Raw genomic sequence first — 23,935 nt, 5'->3', positions numbered from 1 at the left:
ACATGGCCCCTCGGCTCAGTGTCATCGTCCCCATCTACAACGTGGAGCGCTATCTCCCGGCCTGCCTCGCCTCGCTGGCGTCGCAGACGCTGCGTGAGATCGAAGTCCTGATGGTGGACGACGGGTCCCCGGACAACTCCGCGGCGATAGCCGCCGAATACGCGGCCCGCGACCCTCGGTTCACCCTCATACGCAAGGAGAACGGCGGTCTCGGCGCGGCCCGCAACACGGGCATCGCGCACATATCGCCCGACGCGGAGTTCCTGACCTTCGTCGACAGCGACGACATCATCCCGCCGGACGCCTACCGGATGATGACCGCGAGCCTCGACGAAAGCGGCTCCGACTTCGCCACCGGGAACGTCTTCCACCTCAAGGGCGAGAAGTCCTGGCAGACGCCGCTGCTCAAGATGCTGGCGGGCGAGGCCCGCAAGCGGACGCACATCTCGAAGGACCCCAAGCTCGTCGCCGACCGCATCGCCTGCAACAAGGTGTTCCGGCGCACCTTCTGGGAGAAGCACGGGTTCGCCTTCCCCGAGGGCATCCTGCACGAGGACATCCCCGTCGTCCTGCCGGCCCATTACCAGGCCGAAGCGGTCGACATCATCGGTGAGCCGACCTACTTCTGGCGGCTGCGCGAGGGCGAGTCCGCCCCGTCGATCACCCAACGCCGCCGGGAGCCCCAGGCGATCAGGGACCGGGTCACCGCGGTGAGCCTGGTCAGCGACTTCCTCTCCCAGCAGCAGGGCCCCGAGTTCGCCGAGTACAAGCGGCAGTACGACGACCGCGTACTCCGTGACGACCTGCGGCTGTTCCTGCGGGTGCTGCCCGACGCGACCGCAGAGTTCCACGAGGCGTTCCTCGAGGCCACCAACCGCTACCTCGACACGATCGACCCGCAGATCGTCATGGCCCTGCCCGCGGACCTGCGGGTGCAGTGGCTCCTCGTGCGCAAGCACGCCATGCCTGAGCTGATCGCGCTGCTGGCCTCGCAGCGCCGCAAGGAGCCTGTCGAGGTCTCCGGCGGCTTCCGCAAGTACGCGAGCTTCGCACCGCTGGAGTCGAGCTCCGTCGAGCTGCCCAAGTCCGCGCTGCGCATCGACCGGGACCTGGACCTGCGCGCGCCGCTGCGCTCGGTCGAGTGGAAGGACGGCCGGCTGGTACTGTCCGGCGACGCCTGGATCGACAAGATCGACATGCCGTCGAAGCGCAGCAGTATCAAGGTCGTCCAGCTCAAGCGGGACAACTCGCGGCGCCGGCTGTTCCTGCCCGCGAAGAACATCCACCGCCCCGAGTGCACCACCGGCTCCGGCCAGAAGCGCTACAACTACGACTGGGCCGGCTGGGAGCTCGAACTCGACCCCGCCAAGTTCCGTAGGGGCAGCACCTGGCAGGAGGGTCTGTGGCACGTCGGCATCAACGTCTACTCCTCGGGCCTGGTGCGTCGCAGCGGTGTGTGGGCGCGCGGCGGGTCTGCGGCCAACTTCCCGCCCTACCAGTGGCTCGACAAGGACTTCCGGCTGCTGCCGAGCGTCGAGCGCAGCGCGCTCAAGCTCCGCATCGAGAAGGTCCGCGCCCTCGTCACCGACCGCCGGCTGGACGGCGACCAGCTGGAGATCCGGGGCGAGCTGCGGGTCACGCTGAAGCAGAGCGAGACGCTCGACCTGCGGCTGACCAACCCCAAGAGCGGTGAGATCAAGAAGTTCCCGGCAGCCGTGGAGCGGACCGGCGACACCGCCACGTTCCACGTGCGCGTACCCGTCGCCGAGGTGGCCCTGCTCGCCACCGAGGCGGTGGACGAGCAGGCCCGTCCCGAGCGCCGGCTGTGGAGCACGGCCCTCCTCGCCACGGACTCCGACGGCACGGAGCGCCAGTTCAGCAGCGTCGTCCGGGAGGGCCTGGCCGACCTCCGCCTCGACCTGCCGGAGAGCTTCGGCGACGAGGGCGCCCATCAGGAGCTGGCCCTGGTCTCGGGCCACAACGGCTATCTGAAGATCATCGGCCGGGCGCGGCGTGTCGTGATCACCGACGTCGCCGAGCGCGACGGCCGAATCGTCGTCAGTGGCCACACGAGCCCCCGGCTCGTCGGCACCGATCTGGTCCTCAAGGCCCACAACCGTTTCGACGAGCGAGTGACAGCCGTCCAGTGGGCCGCGGCCGGGACCTTCACCACCTCCTTCGACCCGTCGGTCATGGGCGGCTCCGGCCAGGTTCCGCTCAAGGCGGGACGGTGGAACCTCTTCCTGAGGTCCGGGCAGGAGGACGTCCCGGACGCGGCCTTCGTCATCGACCGGCTCGCCGTCGCCCAGTTCCCGCTGCACACCGAACTGGGCGGCCGCCGCTACTGGTTCGAGCACCGCTGGGGCGACTTCCCACAGCTCAACTGCCGTTCCGAGCTGAGCGACATGGAGCTCGGCCCGTACCGGCAGCTGCAGTTGCGCCGCGAGGTGTACGAGCCCGGCCGCGAGAAGCCGCTGCTCGACCAGGTCTTCTACCTGAGCTACAACGGCAAGCAGTACTCCGACAGCCCCCGTGCCATCCACGAGGAGCTGCTGCGCCGCGGCAGTGACCTCAAGCACCTGTGGGCCGTCCGCGACGGGCAGGTCGTCCTGCCACCGGCCACGGAGAAGGTCCGCATGTGGGGCCGCGAGTGGTTCGAGGCCCTGTCCAGATCCCGGTACATCGTCACGAACGGGCACCTGCCCGAGTGGCTGGTGCGCCGCCCCGGCCAGGTGATCGTGCAGACCTGGCACGGCACGATGCTGAAGAAGATCGGCCATGACATCGAGACGCTCTACTTCGACCGCGAGTACCAGAACCGGCTGGCGCTCGAGGCGAACAACTGGAGCCTGCTCGTCTCGTCCAACCGGTTCAGCACGCCCATCCTGAAGCGCGCCTTCTCGTACAACGGCGAAATCCTCGAGGCCGGCTACCCGCGCAACGACTATCTCTACTCCCCCGACCGGGAGAAGATCGTCGAGCGGGTCAAGGAGAAGCTCGGTCTGCCCGCCGGAAAGAAGGTCGTCCTCTACGCGCCGACCTGGCGCGACGACCAGTCGCACAGCGCCGGCCAGTACCTGTTCGACCTGCGACTGGACCTGGACGACGCGCGCCGCCGTCTCGGGGACGACCACGTCCTGCTGATCCGCCGCCACTCCAACGTGGTCGACGCCGTGCCGGGGGCCGGGAACGGCTTCGTCTGGGACGTCTCCGAGTACCCGGACATCGCCGATCTGTATCTGGCCTCCGACATCATGATCACCGACTACTCGTCCGTGATGTTCGACTACGCCCACCTCAAGCGGCCGATGCTCTTCTTCACGTACGACCTGGAGCACTACCGCGACACCCTGCGCGGGTTCTACTTCGACTTCGAGGAGGACTCCCCCGGCCCGCTGGTCCGCACCTCGACCGAACTGATCGACTCGATCCGGGACATCGACACTGTCTGGCCCCGGTACAGCGAGCGCTTCGACCGCTTCCACCACCTGTTCTGCGACCTGGACGACGGCTCGGCGTCCCAGCGGGTCATCGACCACATGCTGCAGCAGGCCACCGAGCTCACCGACAAGAAGTAACCGCGCGCGAAGCGAGGAACGAGAGAAAGGGGCGGGCCCCGGAGGAATCTCCGGGGCCCGCCCCTTTGCCGTGTCCGACCGCTACGGCAGTACGTCCACCGTCTTGAAGGCGAGCTGCGAACGCGCCGTGAAATACGGTCTGATCTCGATCCCGGCCACCGGGCGCGGCTCGGGCTCGGCACCGTGCAGCGTACGGTTCACCCGGCGGCTCAGCTTGGCCAGCAGCGTGGCCTTCGGCTCGGGCACCTGGATCACCGGCCGGGGAAAGGTGAACACCCCAATCGGCTCCAGTACATCGGTGGCCAGCTTGCCGACCTCGGTGCGCTCGGCGCCTTCCGCGGGCCGCAGCCACATGTCCCAGATCAGCTCCGGGCCTTCGTGCTCGGCGACCAGCAGATCGCAGTCGATCCGCGCGGTGATCCGAGTGCCCTCCACGGCCGCCACCGGGAACGACAGCACCCGCTTCTTGTTCCTGCGGTGCACAGCTTCCAGCACGGCGCCCCGGCCGAGCTCACCGCCCCAGTAGCCCGCCTCGACCTCGATGGTCTCGGTGGAGACCATCAGGGTGTCGACCTCCACATGGGAGTCGCGCACCACGCTGCGGATCCGAAGGCGGTCGTTCCCGCCCCGGTGCGGCAGGAGCAGCTCCATGGCGGGGGCGCCGTTCTCACGCGGCAACGGCACATTGAGCAGATCTCTCACGTCCACGCCGTAACCATCCGTGCGGAGCGGGACCTCGTGGCCCACAGCCGTACGGATGGACAGCTCCCAGGTCCCGGCCGGAAGCCCGCCGCGCCACGGGATCACCGTGGTGCCCCCGGGCGTCAGGGCAAAACATTCCTCCTGGTCCAGCTTCCCGACCTGGTTGCAGACCACATCGGCCTGGTGCACGCCCTCGGGCAGCGCACCGACCTCGATGTGGACCGAGCCCTCGGCGTCCACCCGCGCGGTGGCGTGCGTGGGCAGCGCCCGGCGGGCGAACGCCTCGTGCAGGATCGCCTCGAAGCGCTCGCAGCTCGCGGGCTCATGGAAGCTCACCGCTCCGCGTACGGCGGCCTCGCCCATGCGCTTGCGGCGCTCGTCGTCCTCGACCAGGTCGAGGATTGCCTCGGCCATGGCGTCGGTGTCGCCGCGCGGGACGACGAAGCCGTCCTCGCCGTGCGTGATGATGTTGCGCGGCCCGTGGTGAGCGTCGAAGCTGACCACGGGCAGGCCCGCGGCCATCGCCTCGACGATCACATTGCCGAACGCCTCCCGCTTGGACGGGAGTACGAAGATCGAGCCCTTGCTGAACTCCGGGGAGACCGGGGCGGCGGGGCCCATCAGCGTCACGGTGTTGTGGAGGCCGAGCTTCTCGATCTGCCGCCGCAGATTGGCCTTCTCCGTACCGCCGCCGTAGATGCGCAGTCGCCAGTCGGGGCGCTTGCGGACCACGGTGGCGAAGGCGTCCACGACCGCCGCGAAGTTCTTGTTCTCCTTGAGGAGACCCGCGGCGATGATGACCTTGTTGCTGCTCTTGGACTGCACTGGGGCGGCGGGCACACAGTTCGGCATGACCGCGAGCCGGTTGCGTACACCGGGCACCTGCTTCCCGATGCTCTCGACCTCCTCGGGCGTGAGAGCGGTGAGCGCGTCCAGCGAGTGATACGCCTCGAACAGCCGGCCCTGGTAGTACTTCGCGTAGATCGAGGGCATCGAGTGCTCCTGCGTGACCCGCAGATAGTCACCCTTGGCGTACGACAGCATGATCGTGTTCCGCGGGCTGGAGCTCACCACGACATCCGCGTCGGTGGTGGCCAGAAATTCCAGGAGCCGCAGCTCGGCGAGCCGGCTGACCACGGGCTTCTTCTCCGCCGGGTCGACCGGATAGACCTTCGGGAACACCTCGACCAGCGGGTTGTCCAGGTCGGAGACCGGGGAGTGCGGACGCAGATCGGTGAGGGCGCGTACGGAGACCCTGGGGTCGAGCGGGAAGTAGGACTCGTCCCGTACCTTGCGCAGGGCAACGATCTCGACCTGGTGTCGTGCAGCGAGTGCGCCCGCGAGGTTCTGCGTGGCGCTCACGACTCCGCCCATGTGGCACAGGTCTCGTACCAGAAAAGAAATCTTCACTAGCGTCTTTCGGCAGGGCCGCGACTCGCGGCGATCCCCGGGCAGCGTCGTGCGCGTCTCCGCGCTCCCACTCGCCCCTGGCTGAGGACGCGCCCGCGCACCCCTCGCCTGGCATGACTCGCGGAAGCATCACAGGGTTGCACCCCATGCAGATCTTTACTCAATATTTCCGTAAAGCACGGCGATCATACAGTCACATCTTCCCGGTGAGCAGCATGAGCCACCCGGAGGCCGAGCCCCTGCGGGAGCAGTCGGAACGGCCGATCCCGGCCACCTGGGTCAGGGGCCGGGATCGGGGACGTACAGAAGCGGGACGGGGCTCCGGGCTCCGGGCTCCGGGCTCCGGGCTCCGGGGGTCTTCTATCCGAACGGGTCGAACTCCTCGTACGCCTTGCCCACCTCGTCGCGCTCCGTCTCGCGGTCGCGACGGCGCTGAGCAGCCGGACGCGGGGCTTCGAGACGGTGGTCCTCGCCACGCCGGCCGAGCATCTCCGCGCCCGCCGCCATGGTCGGCTCCCAGTCGAAGACGACCGCGTTGTCCTCGGCACCGATGGCCACACCGTCGCCCGCACGGGCACCGGCCTTCATCAGCTCGTCCTCGACACCGAGACGGTTGAGCCGGTCCGCGAGATAGCCGACGGCCTCGTCATTGTTGAAGTCGGTCTGGCGCACCCAGCGCTCCGGCTTCTCGCCGCGCACCCGGTAGATGCCGTCCTCCTCCAGCGTGACGGTGAAGCCCGCGTCGTCCACGGCCTTCGGGCGGATGACGATGCGGGTCGCCTCCTCCACGGGCTTGGCGGCACGCGCCTCGGCGATCACACCGGCGAGCGCGTAGGAGAGCTCCTTGAGGCCGGTACGGGCGACGGCGGACACCTCGAAGACGCGGTAGCCGCGCTCCTCCAGTTCCGGTCGGATCATGTCGGCGAGGTCCTGGCCGTCCGGGATGTCGATCTTGTTGAGAACGACGATCCGGGGCCGCTCGTCCAGACCGCCGTACTGCTTCAGCTCCTCCTCGATCATGCCGAGGTCGGAGACCGGGTCTCGGTCGGACTCCAGAGTCGCCGTGTCCAGCACGTGTACGAGGACCGCGCAGCGCTCGACGTGCCGCAGGAACTCCAGACCGAGGCCCTTGCCCTGGCTGGCGCCCGGGATCAGGCCCGGGACGTCGGCGATGGTGTAGACGGTGCTGCCCGCGGTGACCACGCCCAGGTTCGGGACGAGCGTGGTGAACGGGTAGTCGGCGATCTTCGGCTTGGCCGCGGACAGAACCGAGATCAGCGAGGACTTGCCGGCGCTCGGGTAGCCCACCAGAGCCACGTCGGCGACGGTCTTGAGCTCCAGAACGATGTCCCGGGACTCGCCCGGCTCGCCGAGCAGCGCGAAGCCGGGGGCCTTGCGACGGGCGGAGGCGAGTGCCGCGTTGCCGAGGCCGCCGCGGCCGCCCTGGCCGGCCACGAACGTGGTGCCCTGACCGACCAGGTCGGCCAGCACGTTGCCGTTCCTGTCGAGCACGACCGTGCCGTCGGGAACGGGCAGGACGAGGTCCTGGCCCTCCTTGCCGGAGCGGTTGTCACCCGCGCCGGGCTGGCCGTTGGTGGCCTTGCGGTGCGGACTGTGGTGATAGTCGAGGAGCGTGGTGATGTCCTGGTCGACGACCAGGGTCACATCGCCGCCACGGCCGCCGTTGCCGCCGTCCGGGCCGCCGAGCGGCTTGAACTTCTCACGGTGAACGGAGGCACAGCCGTGGCCTCCGTTACCCGCGGCGACATGCAGCTCGACGCGGTCCACGAAGGTGGTCATGGTGGAAACCTCCAGTTACATACATGCAGAAATATTTCAAGCTCATGCTGTCTCTCCTAGGAGAAACACACGAAAGGCGGACCCGCTTCCCATACGGGAAGTGAGGTCCGCCTCCGCAGAAACCGCTCGACGAGCGCCGAAATTACTCGGCGATCGGAACGATGTTCACGACCTTGCGGCCACGGTGGGTGCCGAACTCGACCGCACCAGCGGCGAGCGCGAACAGCGTGTCGTCGCCGCCACGGCCAACGCCCGTGCCCGGGTGGAAGTGGGTGCCGCGCTGGCGGACCAGGATCTCACCGGCGTTGACGGCCTGGCCGCCGAAGCGCTTGACGCCGAGCCGCTGAGCGTTGGAATCGCGCCCGTTCCGGGTGGACGATGCGCCCTTCTTGTGTGCCATCTCTCCTCAGTCCCTTACTTCGCAGCCGCGGGGATACCGGTGACCTTGATCGCCGTGTACTGCTGGCGGTGACCCTGGCGACGGCGGTAGCCGGTCTTGTTCTTGTAGCGAAGGATGTCGATCTTCGCACCCTTGTGGTGGTCCACGACCTCGGCCTGGACCTTGATCCCGGCCAGCACCCACGGGTCGCTGGTCACGGCGTCGCCGTCGACCACGAGCAGGGTCGAGAGCTCGACCGTGTCGCCAACCTGGGCAGTGGAAATCTTGTCAACCTCAACGATGTCACCGACAGCAACCTTGTGCTGGCGGCCACCGCTGCGCACGATGGCGTACACGCGGATCTCACTCTCGCTCGGAACGGAATCCCCTGATGCCAGCCGCTCACACGGGCCCGAAGACCCGTGACGATCCGGATTGGACGAGCGGCCTCTCCCGTACGAGCGGGAGGCCAGTGCTCAGAGGTGTGGCGAACAAACGCCGACGGTCCAGGCTACGGGGCCTTGGACAGCCGGTCAAACCGGGCCTCTCGTTCAGGCCCCGACGGCCTTCACGTATTCGGCGTAGGCATCCCGGATCCCGTCTGCGGACAGGTTCAGGTGCTCCAGGATCGTGTAGCGCCCGGGTCTGGTCCGGGGAGCGAATTCAACCACCGAGACGAACTCGTCCGCGGTGAAGCCGATCTCCTCGGCCAGCACGGGCAGGCCGTGGATCCGCAGCGTCCGGGCCATCTGTACAGACTCCTCGCGGGCACCGCGCAGATGCATCGCGAACGCCGCACCCAGACCGCACTGCTCGCCGTGGCTGGCGGCACGCTGCGGGAAGAGGAGATCGAAGGCGTGGTTGATCTCGTGGCAGGCGCCGGAAGCCGGACGGCTGTCGCCCGCGACCGACATCGAGATACCGGTCATCACCAGCCCCTCGGCCAGCACCTGCAGGAAGCTGTCGTCCCCGATGCCGCCGGGGTGGCGCAGCACCGCCTCACCGGCCTGGCGGGCCATCGCGGCAGCGAGGCCGTCGATGTCCTCGCCCTTGACCTGATGCGCCAGTTCCCAGTCCGCGACCGCGGAGATGTTGGACAGCGCGTCGCCGATCCCGGAGCGCACGAAACGAGCCGGGGCCTCGCGGATGATGTCGAGGTCGATCAGGACCGCGATCGGGTTCGGGACACCGTACGAGCCACGGCCCGCGTCGTTGTCCAGGGTGGCGACCGGCGAGCAGAGACCGTCGTGGGAGAGGTTCGTCGCCACCGCGACCAGCGGCAGCCCGATGCGCGCCGCGGCGAACTTCGCACAGTCGATGATCTTGCCGCCGCCGAGACCGACCACGGCGTCGTAGCGCCCGGACTTCATGGCCTCGGCGAGCCTGACCGCGTCCCCGAGGGAGCCGCCGCCCACCTCGAACCAGGAAGCGCTCGGCAGGCTCGGCGACAGCCGCTCGCGCAGCGCCTGACCGGACCCTGCGCTGATCGCCACCGCCAGCTTGCCCGAGCTGGAGATCCTCTGGTCCGCGAGGACGTTCGCGAGGTCGGCCAGGGCACCCGCACGGATATCGACGACGATCGGCGCCGGTATGAGGCGGGTCAGTACTGGCACGCGATCTTCCTGCCCTTGGCGAGGTCCTCGTGGTTGTCGATCTCGACCCACTGGATGTCGCCGATCGGAGCCACGTCGACCTTGAAGCCGCGGTTGACGAGCTCCTGGTAGCCGTCCTCGTAGTACAGGTCCGGGTCGCGTTCGAAGGTCGTCCGCAGCGCGTCCGCGAGTTCGTCGGCCGCGTCGCCCTCGATCAGGGTGACACCGATGTACTCGCCCGTTGCGTCCGCCGGGTCCATCAGCTTGGTGATCCGCTGGACACCCTTCTCGGCGTCCACGACGACCTTCATCTCCTCGTCGGCGAGCTGCTTCACCGTGTCGAGGGCAAGGATGATCTTCTTGCCGTCACCACGGGCGGCCAGCAGCGTCTTCTCGACGGAGACCGGGTGCACGGTGTCGCCGTTGGCGAGGATCACGCCCTGCTTGATCGAGTCGCGGCCGCACCAGAGGGAGTACGCGTTGTTCCACTCCTCGGCCTTGTCGTTGTCGATGAGCGTGATCGTGACGCCGTACTTCGCCTCAAGAGCCGCCTTGCGGGCGTACACGGCCTCCTTGCGGTAACCCACGATGATCGCGACCTCGGTCAGCCCCACCTCGGCGAAGTTGCCCAACGTCAGGTCGATGACGGTGAGGCTCTCCTCGTCACCCTCGGGGCCCACCGGCACCAGGGCCTTCGGGAGGGTGTCGGTGTACGGGCGCAGACGCCGTCCCGCGCCGGCTGCGAGTATCAGGCCGATCATGAAGGTTCTCCTTGCTTCCTGGTTCTCGTGCTCTACGAGTTCGTTGTCCGGTCGCGGCGCGTCCACCGACGCCCGAGGAAAGTTGCCTCGGTCACTTGAGCGAAGCCGCCCCGGCCGGGCCCGGATCCGCGCAGTCTCGGAGGACCGGGCCGGGTGCGGCGGGTGCGCCTGACGCACGCCGACCGGCCGGTGGGGCCGGTCCGGGTGCGTCGGCTGCTGCGGAGGCCGGGCCCGCCAGGCCCGGCCTCCGGAAAGCTGCGGCGACTACTGCTCCGCCGCCGCCGTCTTCTTCACTGCCGCCTTCTTGGCCGTCGTCTTCTTCGCGACGGTCTTCTTGGCAGCCGTCTTCTTGGTGGCTGCCTTCTTGGCGGTGGCCTTCTTGACGGCCTTGCGGGCCGTCTTCTTCGCCGGGGCTTCGGTGTCCGCGGCTTCCGGGGCAACGGCGGTGGCGTCGGCCGGGGCCGGTTCGGCCTCGGGCTTCGGCTCGGTGGAGCCCGTCACCACGACAACCTCCGCACCGTCCGTACCCGCGGGCGAGCCCGCAGGGGCGGTGACCTTGCGGGTCACCCGGCGACGGGCACGCGGCGGGGCGGCCGGAGCGGCCACCTCCTCCGGTGCGGCCTCCGGCTGCGGCGCCTCGGCCACCACGTCCGCGATGGACAGCGGCGCTTCGACCGGCGCGACCTGCTCGGCCGGGGCCGGCGATCCCACCGGAGCAGTGGCCTTACGGGTCGCCCGGCGGCGCGTACGGCCCTGCGGCGCCTCGGCCACGGGGGCCTCGACAGCCACCGGGACCTCGACGACCGGCTCGGGCTCGACGACCGGCTCGGGCTCGACGACCGGCTCCGGCTCCACGACCGGAGCGGGCGCGGGTGCGGACTTCGGGGCGCCGGCCGGGGCCGATGCCTTACGGGTCGCACGCCGGCGGCCACGGCCACGCGAGGCAGCCGCCTCGGCCTCGGCCGGGCTGCTGTACAGCTCCTCGTCCGGTACGAACTCCGGCTCGGGGAGCGCCAGCGGGGCTGCGACCTCCGCAGCCACCTCGGCCTCGGACTCCACCTCGGCCTCTACGTACTCGTGCTCGTGCTCGACGAGAGCCTCGGGCTGCTCACCGGCACCACCGCGGCCGCGCTTCTTGGCCCGCTTGCCGTTGCCGCCGCCACCGATCGAGCTCGGCTGCTCCATGTGCACGATCACGCCGCGCCCATTGCAGTGGACGCAGGTTTCGGAGAACGACTCCAGCAGCCCCTGGCCCACCCGCTTGCGGGTCATCTGGACCAGGCCCAGCGAGGTGACCTCGGCGACCTGGTGCTTCGTACGGTCGCGTCCCAGGCACTCCAGCAGGCGTCGCAGCACCAGGTCGCGGTTGGACTCCAGGACCATGTCGATGAAGTCGATGACGACGATGCCACCGAGGTCGCGCAGCCGCAGCTGACGCACGATCTCCTCGGCCGCCTCCAGGTTGTTCCTGGTGACGGTCTCCTCGAGGTTGCCGCCCTGACCGGTGAACTTGCCGGTGTTGACGTCGACGACGACCATCGCCTCGGTCTTGTCGATCACCAGCGAACCGCCGCTGGGCAGCCAGACCTTCCGGTCCAGCGCCTTCATCAGCTGCTCGTCGATCCGGTACGTCGCGAAGATGTCGACCTCGGAGGTCCACCTCGACAACCGGTCCGTCAGGTCGGGGGCGACGTGCGCGACGTAACCGTGGATGGTCTGCCACGCGTCGTCACCGCTGACGATGACCTTCGAGAAGTCCTCGTTGAAGATGTCGCGGACGACCCTGACGGTCATGTCCGGCTCGCCGTAGAGCAGCGTCGGCGCGTTGGCGCTGCCGTTGCTCTTCGACTTCTTCTGGATGTCCTCCCACTGCTGCTGCAGCCGCTCGACATCACGGCGCAGCTCGTCCTCGCTCGCGCCCTCGGCCGCGGTACGGACGATGACGCCCGCGTCCTCGGGGACGATCTTCTTGAGGATGGTCTTCAGCCGGGCGCGCTCGGTGTCGGGCAGCTTGCGGCTGATGCCGGTCATGGAGCCCTCGGGCACATAGACCAGGTAGCGGCCGGGCAGCGAGACCTGACTGGTCAGGCGGGCACCCTTGTGGCCGATCGGGTCCTTCGTCACCTGGACGAGGACGGACTGGCCGGACTTCAGCGCGGTCTCGATCCGGCGCGGCCCGTGGGCCATGCCGAGCGCCTCGAAGTTGACCTCACCGGCGTACAGGACGGCGTTGCGCCCCTTGCCGATGTCGACGAAGGCGGCCTCCATGGACGGCAGTACGTTCTGCACCTTGCCCAGGTAGACGTTGCCGACGTAGCTGGTGGCCTGCTCCTTGTTGACGTAGTGCTCGACGAGCACGTTGTCCTCGAGGACACCGATCTGGGTGCGGTCGCCGTTCTGGCGGACGACCATCACGCGATCGACGGCCTCACGGCGGGCCAGGAACTCCGCCTCGGTGATGATCGGGACGCGACGGCGGCCCTGCTCACGGCCCTCGCGGCGACGCTGCTTCTTCGCCTCCATACGGGTCGAGCCCTTGATGGACTGGACCTCGTCGAAGCCGGTGCCGGGCTCGCGCTCGGCCGCTTCCTTCGCACGCCGTTCCCGCGGCTCGCGGACCTTGACGACCGTACGCTCCGGGTCGTCCGTACCGGCTTCGGCCTCGGGCGAGGCGTCACCGCTGCGACGACGGCGACGACGCCGACGACGGCTGCTGCTGGAGCCGGAAGCGGACGGCTCGTGGTCCTCTTCCTCTTCCTCCTCCTCGTCGGCCTCGTGGGCGCGCTCGTCCTCGTCCTCGGACGTGTCGGCGGCGTGCTGCTCCGCGGCTTCCTCCGCCTCGGTCGACTCACCGCGGCGACGGCGACGGCCACCGCGACGGCGACGGCGCGAAGGACGGTCCCCGTACTCGTCCGACTCGTCGCCCTCGTGCTCGGCTTCGCCCTCGGCCTCCGCCTCGAACTCGTCCTCGGCGTGCTCCTCCACCGGGGCGGCAGGGGCGGCCGCCCGGTCGGCGACCGGCTCGGCCTCGACGGCCTCGCCACGACGGCGGCGACGGCGCCGGGAACCGCCCTGCGGTGCGGCCTCGGCGGCCGGAGCCGCCTCTTCGGCCGACGGGGTCTCCTCGGCCGTCTCGATCTCTTCCTCGGCCTCGTCGTAGTGCGAGGCGCGACCGGCGGCCGCGGCGGCGGCAGCGGCGGTCTCCGGGGTCTGGAACATCGGCTCGGCGAAGACCGGCGCCTGGAAGACGGCCACGGCGGGACGCGTCGCCCGACGGCTCTTGCGAGCGGGCTCCTCGACCTTGCCGGTGAACTCCGGCCGGCCTGCGGGGGCGGTGGCCCGGCGGCGCTGACGGCCACGCGGCGCGGCGGCCTCGGGCTCCTCCTCCGGCTCGGCGACCGGCTCCTCGGCGGCCTCGGTCTCGACCACGGCCTCCACCGGTGCGACGGGCTCGACGATCTCGGCGGCCTGCGGGGCACCCGCGGGCGAGGTGGCCTTGCGGGAGGCCCGACGACGGCCGCGCGGGGCAGCCGGCTCGGCAACCTCTGCGGTCTCTGGGGTCTCGGTGACCTGTACGGCCTCCGCCGCCACGGGCTCGACGATCTCGGCGCTCGTGGTGTCGCCCGACACGGGCTGCGGGGCACCCGCCGGAGCGGACGCCCGGCGGCGGGTACGGCCACGCGGGGCGGCGGTCTCGACGGGCTCGGCGGCGGGCGCGGCGGTCTCGACGACCGGCGCCGCCTCGACGACCTCAGCGGCCTGCGGGGCACCGGCCGGAGCAGTGGCCTTGCGCGTCGCGCGGCGACGCGCACGCGGCGCCGGAGCGGCCTCAGTGGGTTCTGCGGCCTCAGCGGGCACAGCAGCCTCGGGGGCTTCCTCGGCCTTCGGTGCACCCGCGGGAGCGGTTGCCTTGCGGGTCACCCGACGACGCGCACGGGGCGCCTCGGCGGTCTCGGCGGGAACAGCGGCTTCGGCAGGCTTCTCCACCTCGACGGCCTCGACGGGCTCGACGACCTCGGCGGCCTGCGGGGCGCCCGCGGGGGCGGTCGCCTTGCGGACCGCGCGGCGGCGGGTACGCGCCGGCGGCGCGGCCTCCGCCTCGGCGGCAGCGGTGTCGGACGCTTCGGCGTCAGCGGCCGGTATGGCCGGCGCGACTGCCTCGGCGGCTTCCGCGCCCGTGGCACCCGCCGACGGCGGGCCTGCCGGGCGGGACGCTGCACGGCGCCTACGGCGCGGCGGCAGCTTGTCGCCGGGGGTGTTGTTCTCTTCGGCGTTCCCGGTCGTACCGGGTTCGATCGGTTCGAGCATGCGGGCGGTTCTCCCGTCGCGCTCCCGGGCGCCGCGCCTGATTCCGGTCCGACACGGTCCGCATACAAAACGCGGTACCGCCGTCCGGGGCGCGGGCGCCGCACGGGAGCTGAATGTCTGGCTCGCCGGTTCCGTCCGCGATGTACGTACGGCCTGGCGAAAGTCTTATGGGTCAGCGCGCGGCCCGGCCCAGGTGGCTCCCGAGCCCGAGGGCTGCGCTACAACGACCGCCTTACGCGGAACCTGCACCTTCCGGCGCCGTCGCGACAGCGGTCCCGGTGGCCGTGGGTAGCACGGCCGGGGCTGCCTCGCGGTCGGGCGCGAGCGGGTCGGTCACCGTGCCGGACCCCTCGTCGAAGAGCCCCTGCGCCAGCCTGGTCACCGCTGCGGGGACCGGCGGCGCCAGGTCGGCCACAACGCGGAGACCGGACAGGACGTCGTCAGGTCGCACGGCAGGTGTCACGTGCCGAACAACCAGCCGCAGTATCGCACAGGGCTTGTCCCCCGGCCTATCAGCGCCGGGATCGACGGCCTCGAGACCAGCGACGGCCGCGCGGGCGTCGAAGGTCCGCATGCCGTTCTTCGTACGGCGCTGAACCTCGACGGTCTCGGCGCCGAGGAATCCGGCAACGGCCTTCTCGGCGTCCTCGAAGGGGACCCCGTCGAGCCGCATCTCCCACACGGAGGCGGTCAGCCGGTCGGCGAGACCCGAGGTGCGGGCCTCCACCGCGTCGGTGATGTCGAGTCCGTCCGGGAGCGACGCGTCGAGCAGTGCGCGCAACGTGTCGGGGTCCCGCGGCTCGGTGAGGGCGATCTCCAGGAACTCGGCCTCGCTGCCCGTGCCGGTGGGTGCGGCATTGGCGTACGAAACCTTGGGGTGCGGGGTGAAGCCCGCCGAGTAGGCCATGGGCACCTCGGCGCGCCGCAGCGCCCGCTCGAAAGCGCGCTGGAAGTCGCGGTGGCTGGTGAACCGGAGGCGGCCGCGCTTGGTGTAGCGCAGTCGGATGCGCTGCACTGCCGGTGCGGGCGGCGGGCCTTCGGGCTGTCGCTTGCCCAGTGGTTCTTCTCCTCGGTGCGGAGCGGACGCGGTGGCACGCCGCCCTCGAAATACGGGTGGCCCGGGGGTGTCCGGTCCGGCTCACCCCTGCTTGCGCAGGGAGATCTCGGGTTCGGGCGCCGCGCTGGGCACAGTCGTTGTACTACCCAGAGTACGCGCAAGGCGGCCCACCGGTTCCCGGGGCTCAGGGACCGGGCCCCCTCCGACCAGTGCGCGCCATGCGTCGCGGCGGGCCTGCCGCACGGTCTCGCGTGCGGTGCGCAGCGCACTGCGGGCCGCACGCCCCGCCTCGACCGCGGCGCGCTTGGCGGGGGCCCAGACCGCGTCGCGCACGACATGGCCGACCGGGGTGCACACCGTGCGGTACACCCAGGTCGCCGGGGCGCCGATGAGATGCCACGCCAGCCAGGCAAGGCCGCGGCCGACGGCCCGCGAGAGGTAGCCGGCGATACGCCAGGCGACGCCGATCGCGGCGGCGATCTCGCGGCCGACCGGGGCGAGGACCCGCCGGTACAGCCAGGCGACGGGGGCGACGAGCAGCGTCCTGACCAGCCAGGCGACGGCCGCCACCAGCCCCCGCGCGGCTGCGACGACGCCGCTCGCCACCACGTCGGCCAGCCAGGCGATGCCGCGGCCGAGCGGGGTGAGCAGCGCCCGGTACGTCCACGCCAGCGGCGCCACGACCAGGTGCTCCACCAGCCAGGTGACGGCGGTCGCGAGCGGCACCAGGAGGTAGCGCCACACCCCGACCACCGGCCACACGAAGACAGCGGTGAGCACCCAGCCGATGCCGGTGGCGAGGCCCCGCCCGGCGGGGGCGAGCACCATGCGATACACCCACCGCAGCCCGTGCCCGACCGGGGTGAGCACCCACTTGTACAGCCAGACCATCGGCGCCACGATCCCGTACCGGACCACGGGCACGAACACATACCGCCACAGCGCCACCCACGGCCACACGAAGACGGCCGCGCCCAGCCACAGCAGCCCCTGCCCGACCACGTCGGCCAGCCACCGCAGCCCGTGCCCGAGCGGGGTGAGGACCGACTCGTACAGCCAGACCGACGGGATCACCACGAGCACACGGCCAAGCCAGGACATCGCCCGCCCCAGGGGCCGCAGCAGGACCCGGTCGGCGGCGCGTGCGGTGGCGACGAGTACGTCCCAGACCATGCGTACGGGCAGGACGATCACAAGCACCACGATCCGTACCGGAATCCTGATGAGCGTGGTCAGGCAGCCGTCGCCGGTTTCGTAGTGCGCGGGTGCCTGATGCCTGCCGTGCACGCGGGGCTGCTTCTCCTGGTCCATGGGAGACAGGACGCGAAAGGCCCGGCCCAGGGTTTCCCGGGCCGGGCCTTCGTCATCGAGCTGTCACCCGAACGGTGACGTCCTGTGTGACGTGATGTCCGGTGTTACTTGACGACCGTGAGTGGAAGCAGCTTCTTGCCGGTCGGACCGATCTGAATGTCCAGGCCGAGCTGAGGGCACACGCCGCAGTCGAAGCACGGGGTCCAGCGGCAGTCCTCGACCTCGGTCTCGTCGAGCGAGTCCTGCCAGTCCTCCCAGAGCCAGTCCTTGTCGAGACCGGAGTCCAGGTGGTCCCAGGGCAGGACCTCCTCGTACGTCCGCTCGCGAGTGGTGTACCAGTCGACGTCCACGCCGAATTCGGGAAGCGTCTTCTCGGCGGACGCCATCCAGCGGTCGTACGAGAAGTGCTCGCGCCAGCCGTCGAAGCGGCCGCCGGACTCGTAGACGGCGCGGATGACCGAGCCGACGCGGCGGTCGCCGCGCGAGAGCAGGCCCTCGACGATGCCGGGCTTGCCGTCGTGGTAGCGGAAGCCGATCGAGCGGCCGTACTTCTTGTCGCCGCGGATCTTGTCGCGCAGCTTCTCCAGCCGGGCGTCGGTCTCCTCGGCGCTCAGCTGCGGGGCCCACTGGAACGGGGTGTGCGGCTTGGGTACGAAGCCGCCGATGGAGACGGTGCAGCGGATGTCGTTCTGACCGGAGACCTCGCGGCCCTTGGCGATCACATTGACCGCCATGTCGCCGATCTGGAGGACGTCCTCGTCGGTCTCGGTGGGCAGGCCGCACATGAAGTACAGCTTCACCTGGCGCCAGCCGTTGCCGTACGCGGTGGCAACCGTCCGGATGAGGTCCTCCTCCGAGACCATCTTGTTGATGACCTTGCGCATGCGCTCGGAGCCGCCCTCCGGGGCGAACGTGAGACCTGAACGGCGGCCGTTGCGGGTCAGCTCGTTGGCCAGGTCGACGTTGAACGCGTCGACGCGGGTGGAGGGCAGTGAGAGGCCGATCTTGTCCTCGGTGTACCGGTCCGCGAGCCCCTTGGCGATGTCGCCGATCTCACTGTGGTCCGCGGAGGAGAGCGAGAGCAGGCCGACCTCTTCGAAGCCGGTCGCCTTGAGACCCTTCTCGACCATGTCGCCGATGCCGGTGATGCTTCGCTCCCGCACGGGGCGCGTGATCATGCCGGCCTGGCAGAAACGGCAGCCGCGGGTGCAGCCGCGGAAGATCTCGACGGACATCCGCTCATGGACGGTCTCGGCGAGGGGGACGAGGGGCTGCTTCGGGTACGGCCACTCGTCGAGGTCCATGACGGTGTGCTTGGACACGCGCCACGGCACGCCCGACTTGTTCGGCACGACGCGGCCGATACGGCCGTCCGGAAGGTACTCGACGTCGTAGAACCGCGGGACGTAGACGCCACCGGTCCGCGCGAGGCGGAACAGTACCTCCTCGCGCCCGCCGGGCCGGCCTTCGGCCTTCCAGGCGCGGATGATCTCGGTGATCTCCAGGACCGCCTGCTCGCCGTCGCCGATGACCGCGCAGTCGATGAACTCCGCGATCGGCTCGGGGTTGAACGCGGCGTGGCCACCGGCGAGGACGATCGGGTCGTCGAGACCGCGGTCCTTGGCATCCAGCGGGATGCCTGCGAGGTCGAGGGCGGTGAGCATGTTGGTGTAGCCGAGCTCGGTGGAGAAGCTCAGCCCGAAGACGTCGAACGCCTTCACCGGGCGATGGCTGTCCACGGTGAACTGCGGCACCTTGTGCTCGCGCATCAGCTCTTCGAGGTCCGGCCACACGCTGTACGTGCGCTCGGCCATGACGCCCTGGCGCTCGTTGAGCACCTCGTACAGGATCATGACGCCCTGGTTGGGCAGCCCGACCTCGTACGCGTCCGGGTACATGAGCGCCCAGCGGACGTCGCATTCGTCCCACGGCTTGACGGTGGAGTTGAGCTCACCGCCGACGTACTGGATGGGCTTCTGCACATGCGGGAGCAGAGCTTCGAGCTGTGGGAAGACCGAATCGACAGACATCGCGAACTTTCGAGAGCCGGCAGAGGTGACCATCCAGCGTACCCCGGCGCTCAGCTTGTCGGCTCCGACCGCAATCTCGGCCGGGAGGCCCGCTCCCACACCCCGGGCAGTTCCCGTTCGAGGGCGGCCGCGGCCGCCTCCTCTCGCCCGTACAGCAGACCCCAGGTGAAGGTGGACTCCCCCGCCGCGTGCGCCTGGGCGGCCACGGTGCGCAGGGCTTCGCGGGCGACGACGCTGTCCTGGTGGTCGCCGAGCACGGTCTGCACGGCCTTCATCCGCTTGGCGAATTTCTCGGCGGGCCTGTCCAGCGCGGGGATGGCCGCCTCCCCCGCGTACCTGGCCCGCTTGGCTGCCTTGCGGGCCTCGTGCATCGCCACGTCCCGGCTCTGGCCCGCGGGGAGGTCCAAGGCGTGGCCGATCCGGGTGGCCAGGCGCGCGTAGTCCTTCAGGACGGCGTTCGGCAGGGCGTCCCGCGGGCCGCGGTCCGCGGCGGGCAGCAGCGGCGGGTCGGCGAGGAACGCGTCGAGTGTGTCGAGAAGCGCCAGATACCGCTTCCCGTCGAGTACGCCGACGGTCCGGCGCCGGGAACCTGAGCGGCGGGCGGTGGACCAGATGCGCAGGCGGCTGCGGACGGGTCCGAGGACGAGGGTGCGGGGCAGGTCCGCGATCCGGGTGCTGAGCCGTTCGTCGAGGACCTCCTGGTCCCGGTCGACGCCGAGCTCCGCGGCCAGCCACTGCAGCTCGTCACCGATCGGATCGGTGACCGTCCGGTCCAGGATCTTCCGGTACGTCCTGAAGGCGCTGCGCAGCCTGCGTGTGGCGACCCGCATCTGGTGCACGGAGTCGGGCAGGTCGCGGCGTACGGCGGGGTCGAGGGCGACGATCGCCGTGATCTGGTCGCGTGCGTACGCCAGGACGTGGTCGCCCGCCGTCCGGGTCCGCGGCTTGCCGTCCCTCTTCGGGCGCTGCTCCCGCTTCGGGGCTGTCTCGTCGAGGGCCCTGGCCAGTTTGGACGACGATGCGGAGGGGCGTACGCCGCCCTTGCGCAGCCGGCGTTCGACGGCGTCGAGGAAGGCGGGGTCCTGGTCATCGGCGAGTTCGACCTCGATCTCGGTCCAGGCGGCGGTGCCGCTGCCGCCCGTGAGCCGCTCGGCCCGGACCTCGTCGACGCTGAGTTCGGCGAGCAGCGTGCCGTCGGCGTCGAGCAGGTGGTGGACGTCCCGGCTGGAGAGCAGCCGGACGACGGGGACGAGCTCCGTCTCGCGGACCCGGGAGCGCAGCAGCCCTGCGAGGCTGTTCGGAAGGGTGTCGGAGAGCGGGGCCTGGATCTCGTCGCGGATCCCGGAGGCGACCGGGAATTTGAGGTGCCAGCCGGCGTCGGCGCCGCCGGTGCGGCGGCGCAGGGTGAGTGCGTCGGCCGCGAGCCGGTGGTCCTCGGTGTCGTAGTAGACGGCGTCCAGCTCCGTGACGCCGCGGTGGTCCACGGCCGCGACGCCGGCCACCCGGGTCAGATCGGGAAGCCGGGTATCGACGGTAGCTTCGTACTTTCGCTCGATTTCACGCTTCGAGTCCGCCATGCAATGAATCTAGACGCGTTTGCGCCCGCCCGGCAGGGGGCCGGGCGGATCCTCACCTGCTCACGCCGACATCGGCCGCTGCACCCGAATCGACTGGAGCAGTCCGATGGCCACCCAGACGGCGAACATCGATGACCCTCCGTACGACACGAACGGCAGCGGGAGTCCGGCGACCGGCATGATGCCGAGCGTCATCCCGATGTTCTCGAACGCCTGGAAGGCGAACCAGGCGATGATTCCGGCAGCGACGATCGTGCCGTACAGCTCGGTGGTCTCGCGGGCGATCCGGCAGGCGCGCCACAGGACGACGCCGAGGAGGACGAGGATCAGTCCTGCGCCGAGGAAGCCGAGTTCCTCGCCCGCGACGGTGAAGACGAAGTCGGTCTGCTGCTCGGGAACGAACTGGCCGGTGGTCTGGGTGCCGTGGAAGAGGCCGGTGCCGGTGAGTCCGCCGGAGCCGATGGCGATGCGGGCCTGGTTGGTGTTGTAGCCGACGCCCGCCGGGTCGAGCGCCGGGTTGGCAAAGGCGGCGAAACGGGCGATCTGGTAGTCGTCGAGCAGACCGAGCTGCCAGACGGCGACGGCTCCGGCCGCGCCGGCGCCGAGGAGTCCGAAGACCCAGCGGTTCGACGCGCCGGAGGCCAGGAGCACGCCGAGCACGATGACGACCATGACCATCACGGAGCCGAGGTCCGGCATCCCCATGACGATCACCATCGGGACGAGCGCGAGACCGAGTGCCTTGGCGACGGTCCGGTGGTCGGGGTGCAGCTGGTCGCCCGCGTCGACGCGGGCGGCGAGGATCATCGCCATCACCAGGATGATGGTGATCTTGGTGAACTCGGACGGCTGCAGGGAGAAGCCGCCGCCGATGATGATCCAGGCGTGGGCTCCGTTGACGGTGGCGCCGAGCGGGGTGAGGACCGCGAGGACCAGGAGTACCGAGAGGCCGTAGAGGATCGGGACGGCGCCACGCAGGGTGCGGTGGCCGAGCCAGATCGTGCCGACCATCAGGGCGAAGCCGATGCCGGTGTTGAGGGCGTGCCGCAGCAGGAAGTAGTACGGGTCGCCGTGGTTGAGGGAGTCCCGGCCGCGGGTCGCCGAGTAGATCAGGGCCGCGCCGATGAAGGAGAGCGCGACCGCGGAGCCGAGCATCGGCCAGTCGAGCCGGCGCACGACGGAGTCGCGGGCGGTGAGTCTGCCCCAGACGCCGCGGTCGGGGGCGTACCGGGAGACGGAGAAGCCGGCCATCAGTCGCGCCTCCCGAGCACCGCGGCGAGTGTCTGCTCCTCCGGGGTCTTCTGCGAGTTCGGGTCGTAGGGCTTGATCGTCGGGGCGTCGATCGTGCCGTCGTGCTGGATCTTGGGCAGGGCCTTCTGCGGGGTGGGCAGCAGCGCCTTCTTGAGGTCCTGCTTGCCGGAGTCGTCGAGCCCGTAGAGCGCGTCGTAGATGTTGCGGACGGCGGGCCCGGAGGCGCCTGAGCCCGTACCACCCTGGGAAATCGTCATGACGACCGAGTAGTCCTTGGTGTACGTGGCGAACCAGGAGGTCGTCTGCTTGCCGTAGACCTCGGCCGTGCCCGTCTTGGCGTGCATCGGGATCTTGTCCTGCGGCCAGCCGCCGAATCGCCAGGCGGCGGTACCGCGGGTCGCGACGCCCGCCAGCGCCCCCTCCATCTGTTTCAGGGTCTTGGCGCTGGCCGGCAGCTTGCCGTGCGAATGGGGCTCGATCATGCGGACGTTCTTGCCGTCGGGGCTGACGATCGCCTTGCCGACGGTCGGGTCGTAGAGCGTGCCGCCGTTGCTGATCGCGGCGTAGATGGTCGCCATCTGGATCGGGGTGACGAGGGTGTCGCCCTGGCCGATGGAGTAGTTGATCGCGTCATAGGCGTGCAGCTTCATGCCCTCGAGGCAGTTCTCGTGGGCGAGCACGGTGACGAAGTCCTTCTGCTTGGGCCATTTCTTGCCCTGTTCGCACCAGGTGTCCTTGTTGGCCTTCCAGAAGTTCTTCTTCCACTGGCGGTCGGGGATCCGGCCGGTGACCTCGTTGGGGAGGTCGATGCCGGTCTCCTTGCCGAGGCCGAACTGGTGGGCGGTCTTGAAGAACCAGTCCTTGGCGTTCTTCTTGGGCTTCAGCCCGCCGTCCTTCTGCCACTGCTGGTGGCCGAGGGCGTAGAAGACGGTGTCGCAGGAGACCTCGAGCGCCTGGCCCAGGGTGATCGCGCCGTGGCTCTGCGATTCGAAGTTCTTGTAGACCTGGCCGTCGGCGCTGTACGAGCTGCCGCAGGTGTAGCGGCCGTCGAACGGGTAGCCCGCATTGACGGAGGCCGCGGTCGAGACGACCTTGAAGATCGAGCCCGGTGCGGCCTGGCCCTGGATGGCCCGGTTGAGCAGCGGATAGTTGGACTTCTTGCTGGTCATCCGGGCGTAGTCCTTGCCCGAGATGCCGCCGACCCAGGCGTTGGGGTCGTAGTCGGGGTTGGAGGCCATCGCGACGACGCGGCCGGTCTTGGCCTCCATGACGACGACGGCGCCCGCGTCGGCCTTGTAGTTCTGGTCGGTGTTCTTGTCGAAGGACTTACGGGCCGTCTTCATGGCCTCGTTGAGCTCGTACTCCGCGACGGCCTGGACCCGGGCGTCGATGGAGGTGACGACGCTCGATCCGGGCTCCGCCTTGTCGTTCTTCGCCTGGCCGATGACCCGGCCGAGGTTGTCGACCTCGTAGCGGGTGACACCGGCCTTGCCGCGCAACTCCTTGTCGTACGTGCGCTCCAGGCCGGAGCGGCCGACCTGGTCGGAGCGGAGGTACGGCGAGTCGGTGTGCTGGGCCTTGGTGATCTCTTCGTCGGTGACGGGCGAGAGGTAGCCGAGGACCTGGGCGGTGTTGGCCTTGCCGGGCGAGGCGTAGCGGCGTACGGCGGTGGGTTCGGCGGTGATGCCGGGGAAGTCCTCGGCGCGTTCGCGGATCGTCAGGGCCTGCTGGGTGGTGGCCTCGTCGGTGACCGGGATCGGCTGGTACGGCGAGCCGTTCCAGCAGGGCTGCGGGGTCTTCGCGTCGCAGAGCCGGACCTTGTCGAGGACGTCCTTCGGCTTCATGTCGAGCACATCGGCGAGCCGGGTCAGAACGCCCTTGCCGTCGTCGTCCATCTTCAGCAGCTCGGTGCGGCTGGCGGAGACCACGAGACGGGTCTCGTTGTCGGCGAGGGGCACGCCGCGGGCGTCGAGGATGGAGCCGCGGACGGCGGGCTGGACGACCTGCTGGACGTGGTTGCTCCTCGCCTCGTCGGTGTATTCCCGGCCGTTGCGGATCTGGAGGTACCAGAGGCGGCCGCCGAGTGTCAGCAGCAGGGAGAAGACGAGGACTTGGATGACGATGAGCCTGATCTGGACCCGCTGGGTCCGGCCCGTCTCCGGAATGTTGCTCACGGGGC

Annotated in this window: 14 protein-coding genes; 1 reads left to right on the top strand and 13 read right to left on the bottom strand. The window is 69.9% G+C overall.

Annotated features, from left to right (window positions below; genetic code table 11):
• Nucleotides 1–2 precede the first annotated feature (2 nt).
• Nucleotides 3–3,578 (top strand): CDP-glycerol glycerophosphotransferase family protein, encoded by a 3,576-nt coding sequence (locus ACGFSA_RS03510; protein WP_393299039.1) that lies wholly within the window; start codon nt 3–5, stop codon nt 3,576–3,578.
• A gap of 81 nt (nt 3,579–3,659) precedes the next feature.
• On the opposite strand, the gene ACGFSA_RS03505 is transcribed toward ACGFSA_RS03510, so the two are convergent.
• The 13 genes from ACGFSA_RS03505 to mrdA form a co-directional block, all read right to left on the bottom strand.
• Entirely contained in the window at nt 3,660–5,642 is a 1,983-nt protein-coding gene (locus ACGFSA_RS03505; protein ID WP_393299036.1) for a glycosyltransferase, read from the bottom strand.
• Between the two features lie 408 nt (nt 5,643–6,050).
• Complete coding sequence (obgE, locus tag ACGFSA_RS03500; RefSeq protein WP_393299033.1) at nt 6,051–7,490, bottom strand: GTPase ObgE; 1,440 nt, start codon at nt 7,488–7,490, stop codon at nt 6,051–6,053.
• Between the two features lie 142 nt (nt 7,491–7,632).
• Entirely contained in the window at nt 7,633–7,890 is a 258-nt protein-coding gene (gene rpmA, locus ACGFSA_RS03495) for a 50S ribosomal protein L27 (RefSeq protein WP_028813462.1), read from the bottom strand.
• A 14-nt stretch (nt 7,891–7,904) separates the two neighbouring features.
• Nucleotides 7,905–8,225: a 50S ribosomal protein L21 gene (rplU, locus tag ACGFSA_RS03490; RefSeq protein ID WP_030921216.1), complete on the bottom strand. Its 321-nt coding sequence runs from the start codon at nt 8,223–8,225 to the stop codon at nt 7,905–7,907.
• Between the two features lie 195 nt (nt 8,226–8,420).
• Entirely contained in the window at nt 8,421–9,482 is a 1,062-nt protein-coding gene (locus ACGFSA_RS03485; RefSeq protein WP_393299028.1) for an iron-containing alcohol dehydrogenase family protein, read from the bottom strand.
• Nucleotides 9,470–10,222, bottom strand: a complete 753-nt coding sequence (locus ACGFSA_RS03480) for a sugar phosphate nucleotidyltransferase (protein WP_393299025.1) — start codon at nt 10,220–10,222, stop codon at nt 9,470–9,472. Before ACGFSA_RS03480 ends, ACGFSA_RS03485 begins: the two co-directional genes overlap by 13 nt.
• Before the next feature lie 264 nt (nt 10,223–10,486).
• Nucleotides 10,487–14,530 (bottom strand): Rne/Rng family ribonuclease, encoded by a 4,044-nt coding sequence (locus ACGFSA_RS03475; protein ID WP_393299022.1) that lies wholly within the window; start codon nt 14,528–14,530, stop codon nt 10,487–10,489.
• Nucleotides 14,531–14,762: 232 nt separating this feature from the next.
• The gene (locus tag ACGFSA_RS03470; RefSeq protein ID WP_393299019.1) at nt 14,763–15,545 is read right to left on the bottom strand and encodes a TIGR03936 family radical SAM-associated protein; all 783 of its coding nucleotides are present in this window, start codon (nt 15,543–15,545) and stop codon (nt 14,763–14,765) included.
• Between the two features lie 123 nt (nt 15,546–15,668).
• Nucleotides 15,669–16,898, bottom strand: coding sequence for a hypothetical protein (locus ACGFSA_RS03465; protein ID WP_393299016.1), 1,230 nt, complete (start codon nt 16,896–16,898; stop codon nt 15,669–15,671).
• Between the two features lie 104 nt (nt 16,899–17,002).
• Nucleotides 17,003–18,928, bottom strand: coding sequence for a TIGR03960 family B12-binding radical SAM protein (locus ACGFSA_RS03460; RefSeq protein ID WP_393299013.1), 1,926 nt, complete (start codon nt 18,926–18,928; stop codon nt 17,003–17,005).
• Nucleotides 18,929–18,978: 50 nt separating this feature from the next.
• A complete protein-coding gene (locus ACGFSA_RS03455; RefSeq protein ID WP_393299010.1) occupies nt 18,979–20,505 on the bottom strand; it encodes a CHAD domain-containing protein in 1,527 nt (508 codons plus the stop codon).
• Nucleotides 20,506–20,565: 60 nt separating this feature from the next.
• Nucleotides 20,566–21,756: a rod shape-determining protein RodA gene (gene rodA / locus ACGFSA_RS03450; protein ID WP_393299007.1), complete on the bottom strand. Its 1,191-nt coding sequence runs from the start codon at nt 21,754–21,756 to the stop codon at nt 20,566–20,568.
• Complete coding sequence (gene mrdA, locus ACGFSA_RS03445; RefSeq protein ID WP_393299004.1) at nt 21,756–23,930, bottom strand: penicillin-binding protein 2; 2,175 nt, start codon at nt 23,928–23,930, stop codon at nt 21,756–21,758. Before mrdA ends, rodA begins: the two co-directional genes overlap by 1 nt.
• Between the last annotated feature and the right edge of the window lie 5 nt (nt 23,931–23,935).

It is taken from the genome of Streptomyces sp. NPDC048496 (genome assembly GCF_043200055.1).
In the GTDB taxonomy this organism is placed as follows: domain Bacteria; phylum Actinomycetota; class Actinomycetes; order Streptomycetales; family Streptomycetaceae; genus Streptomyces.
The sequence above is the reverse complement of the archived record's forward strand: the minus strand, read 5'-3'. Positions and strand labels throughout refer to the sequence as shown.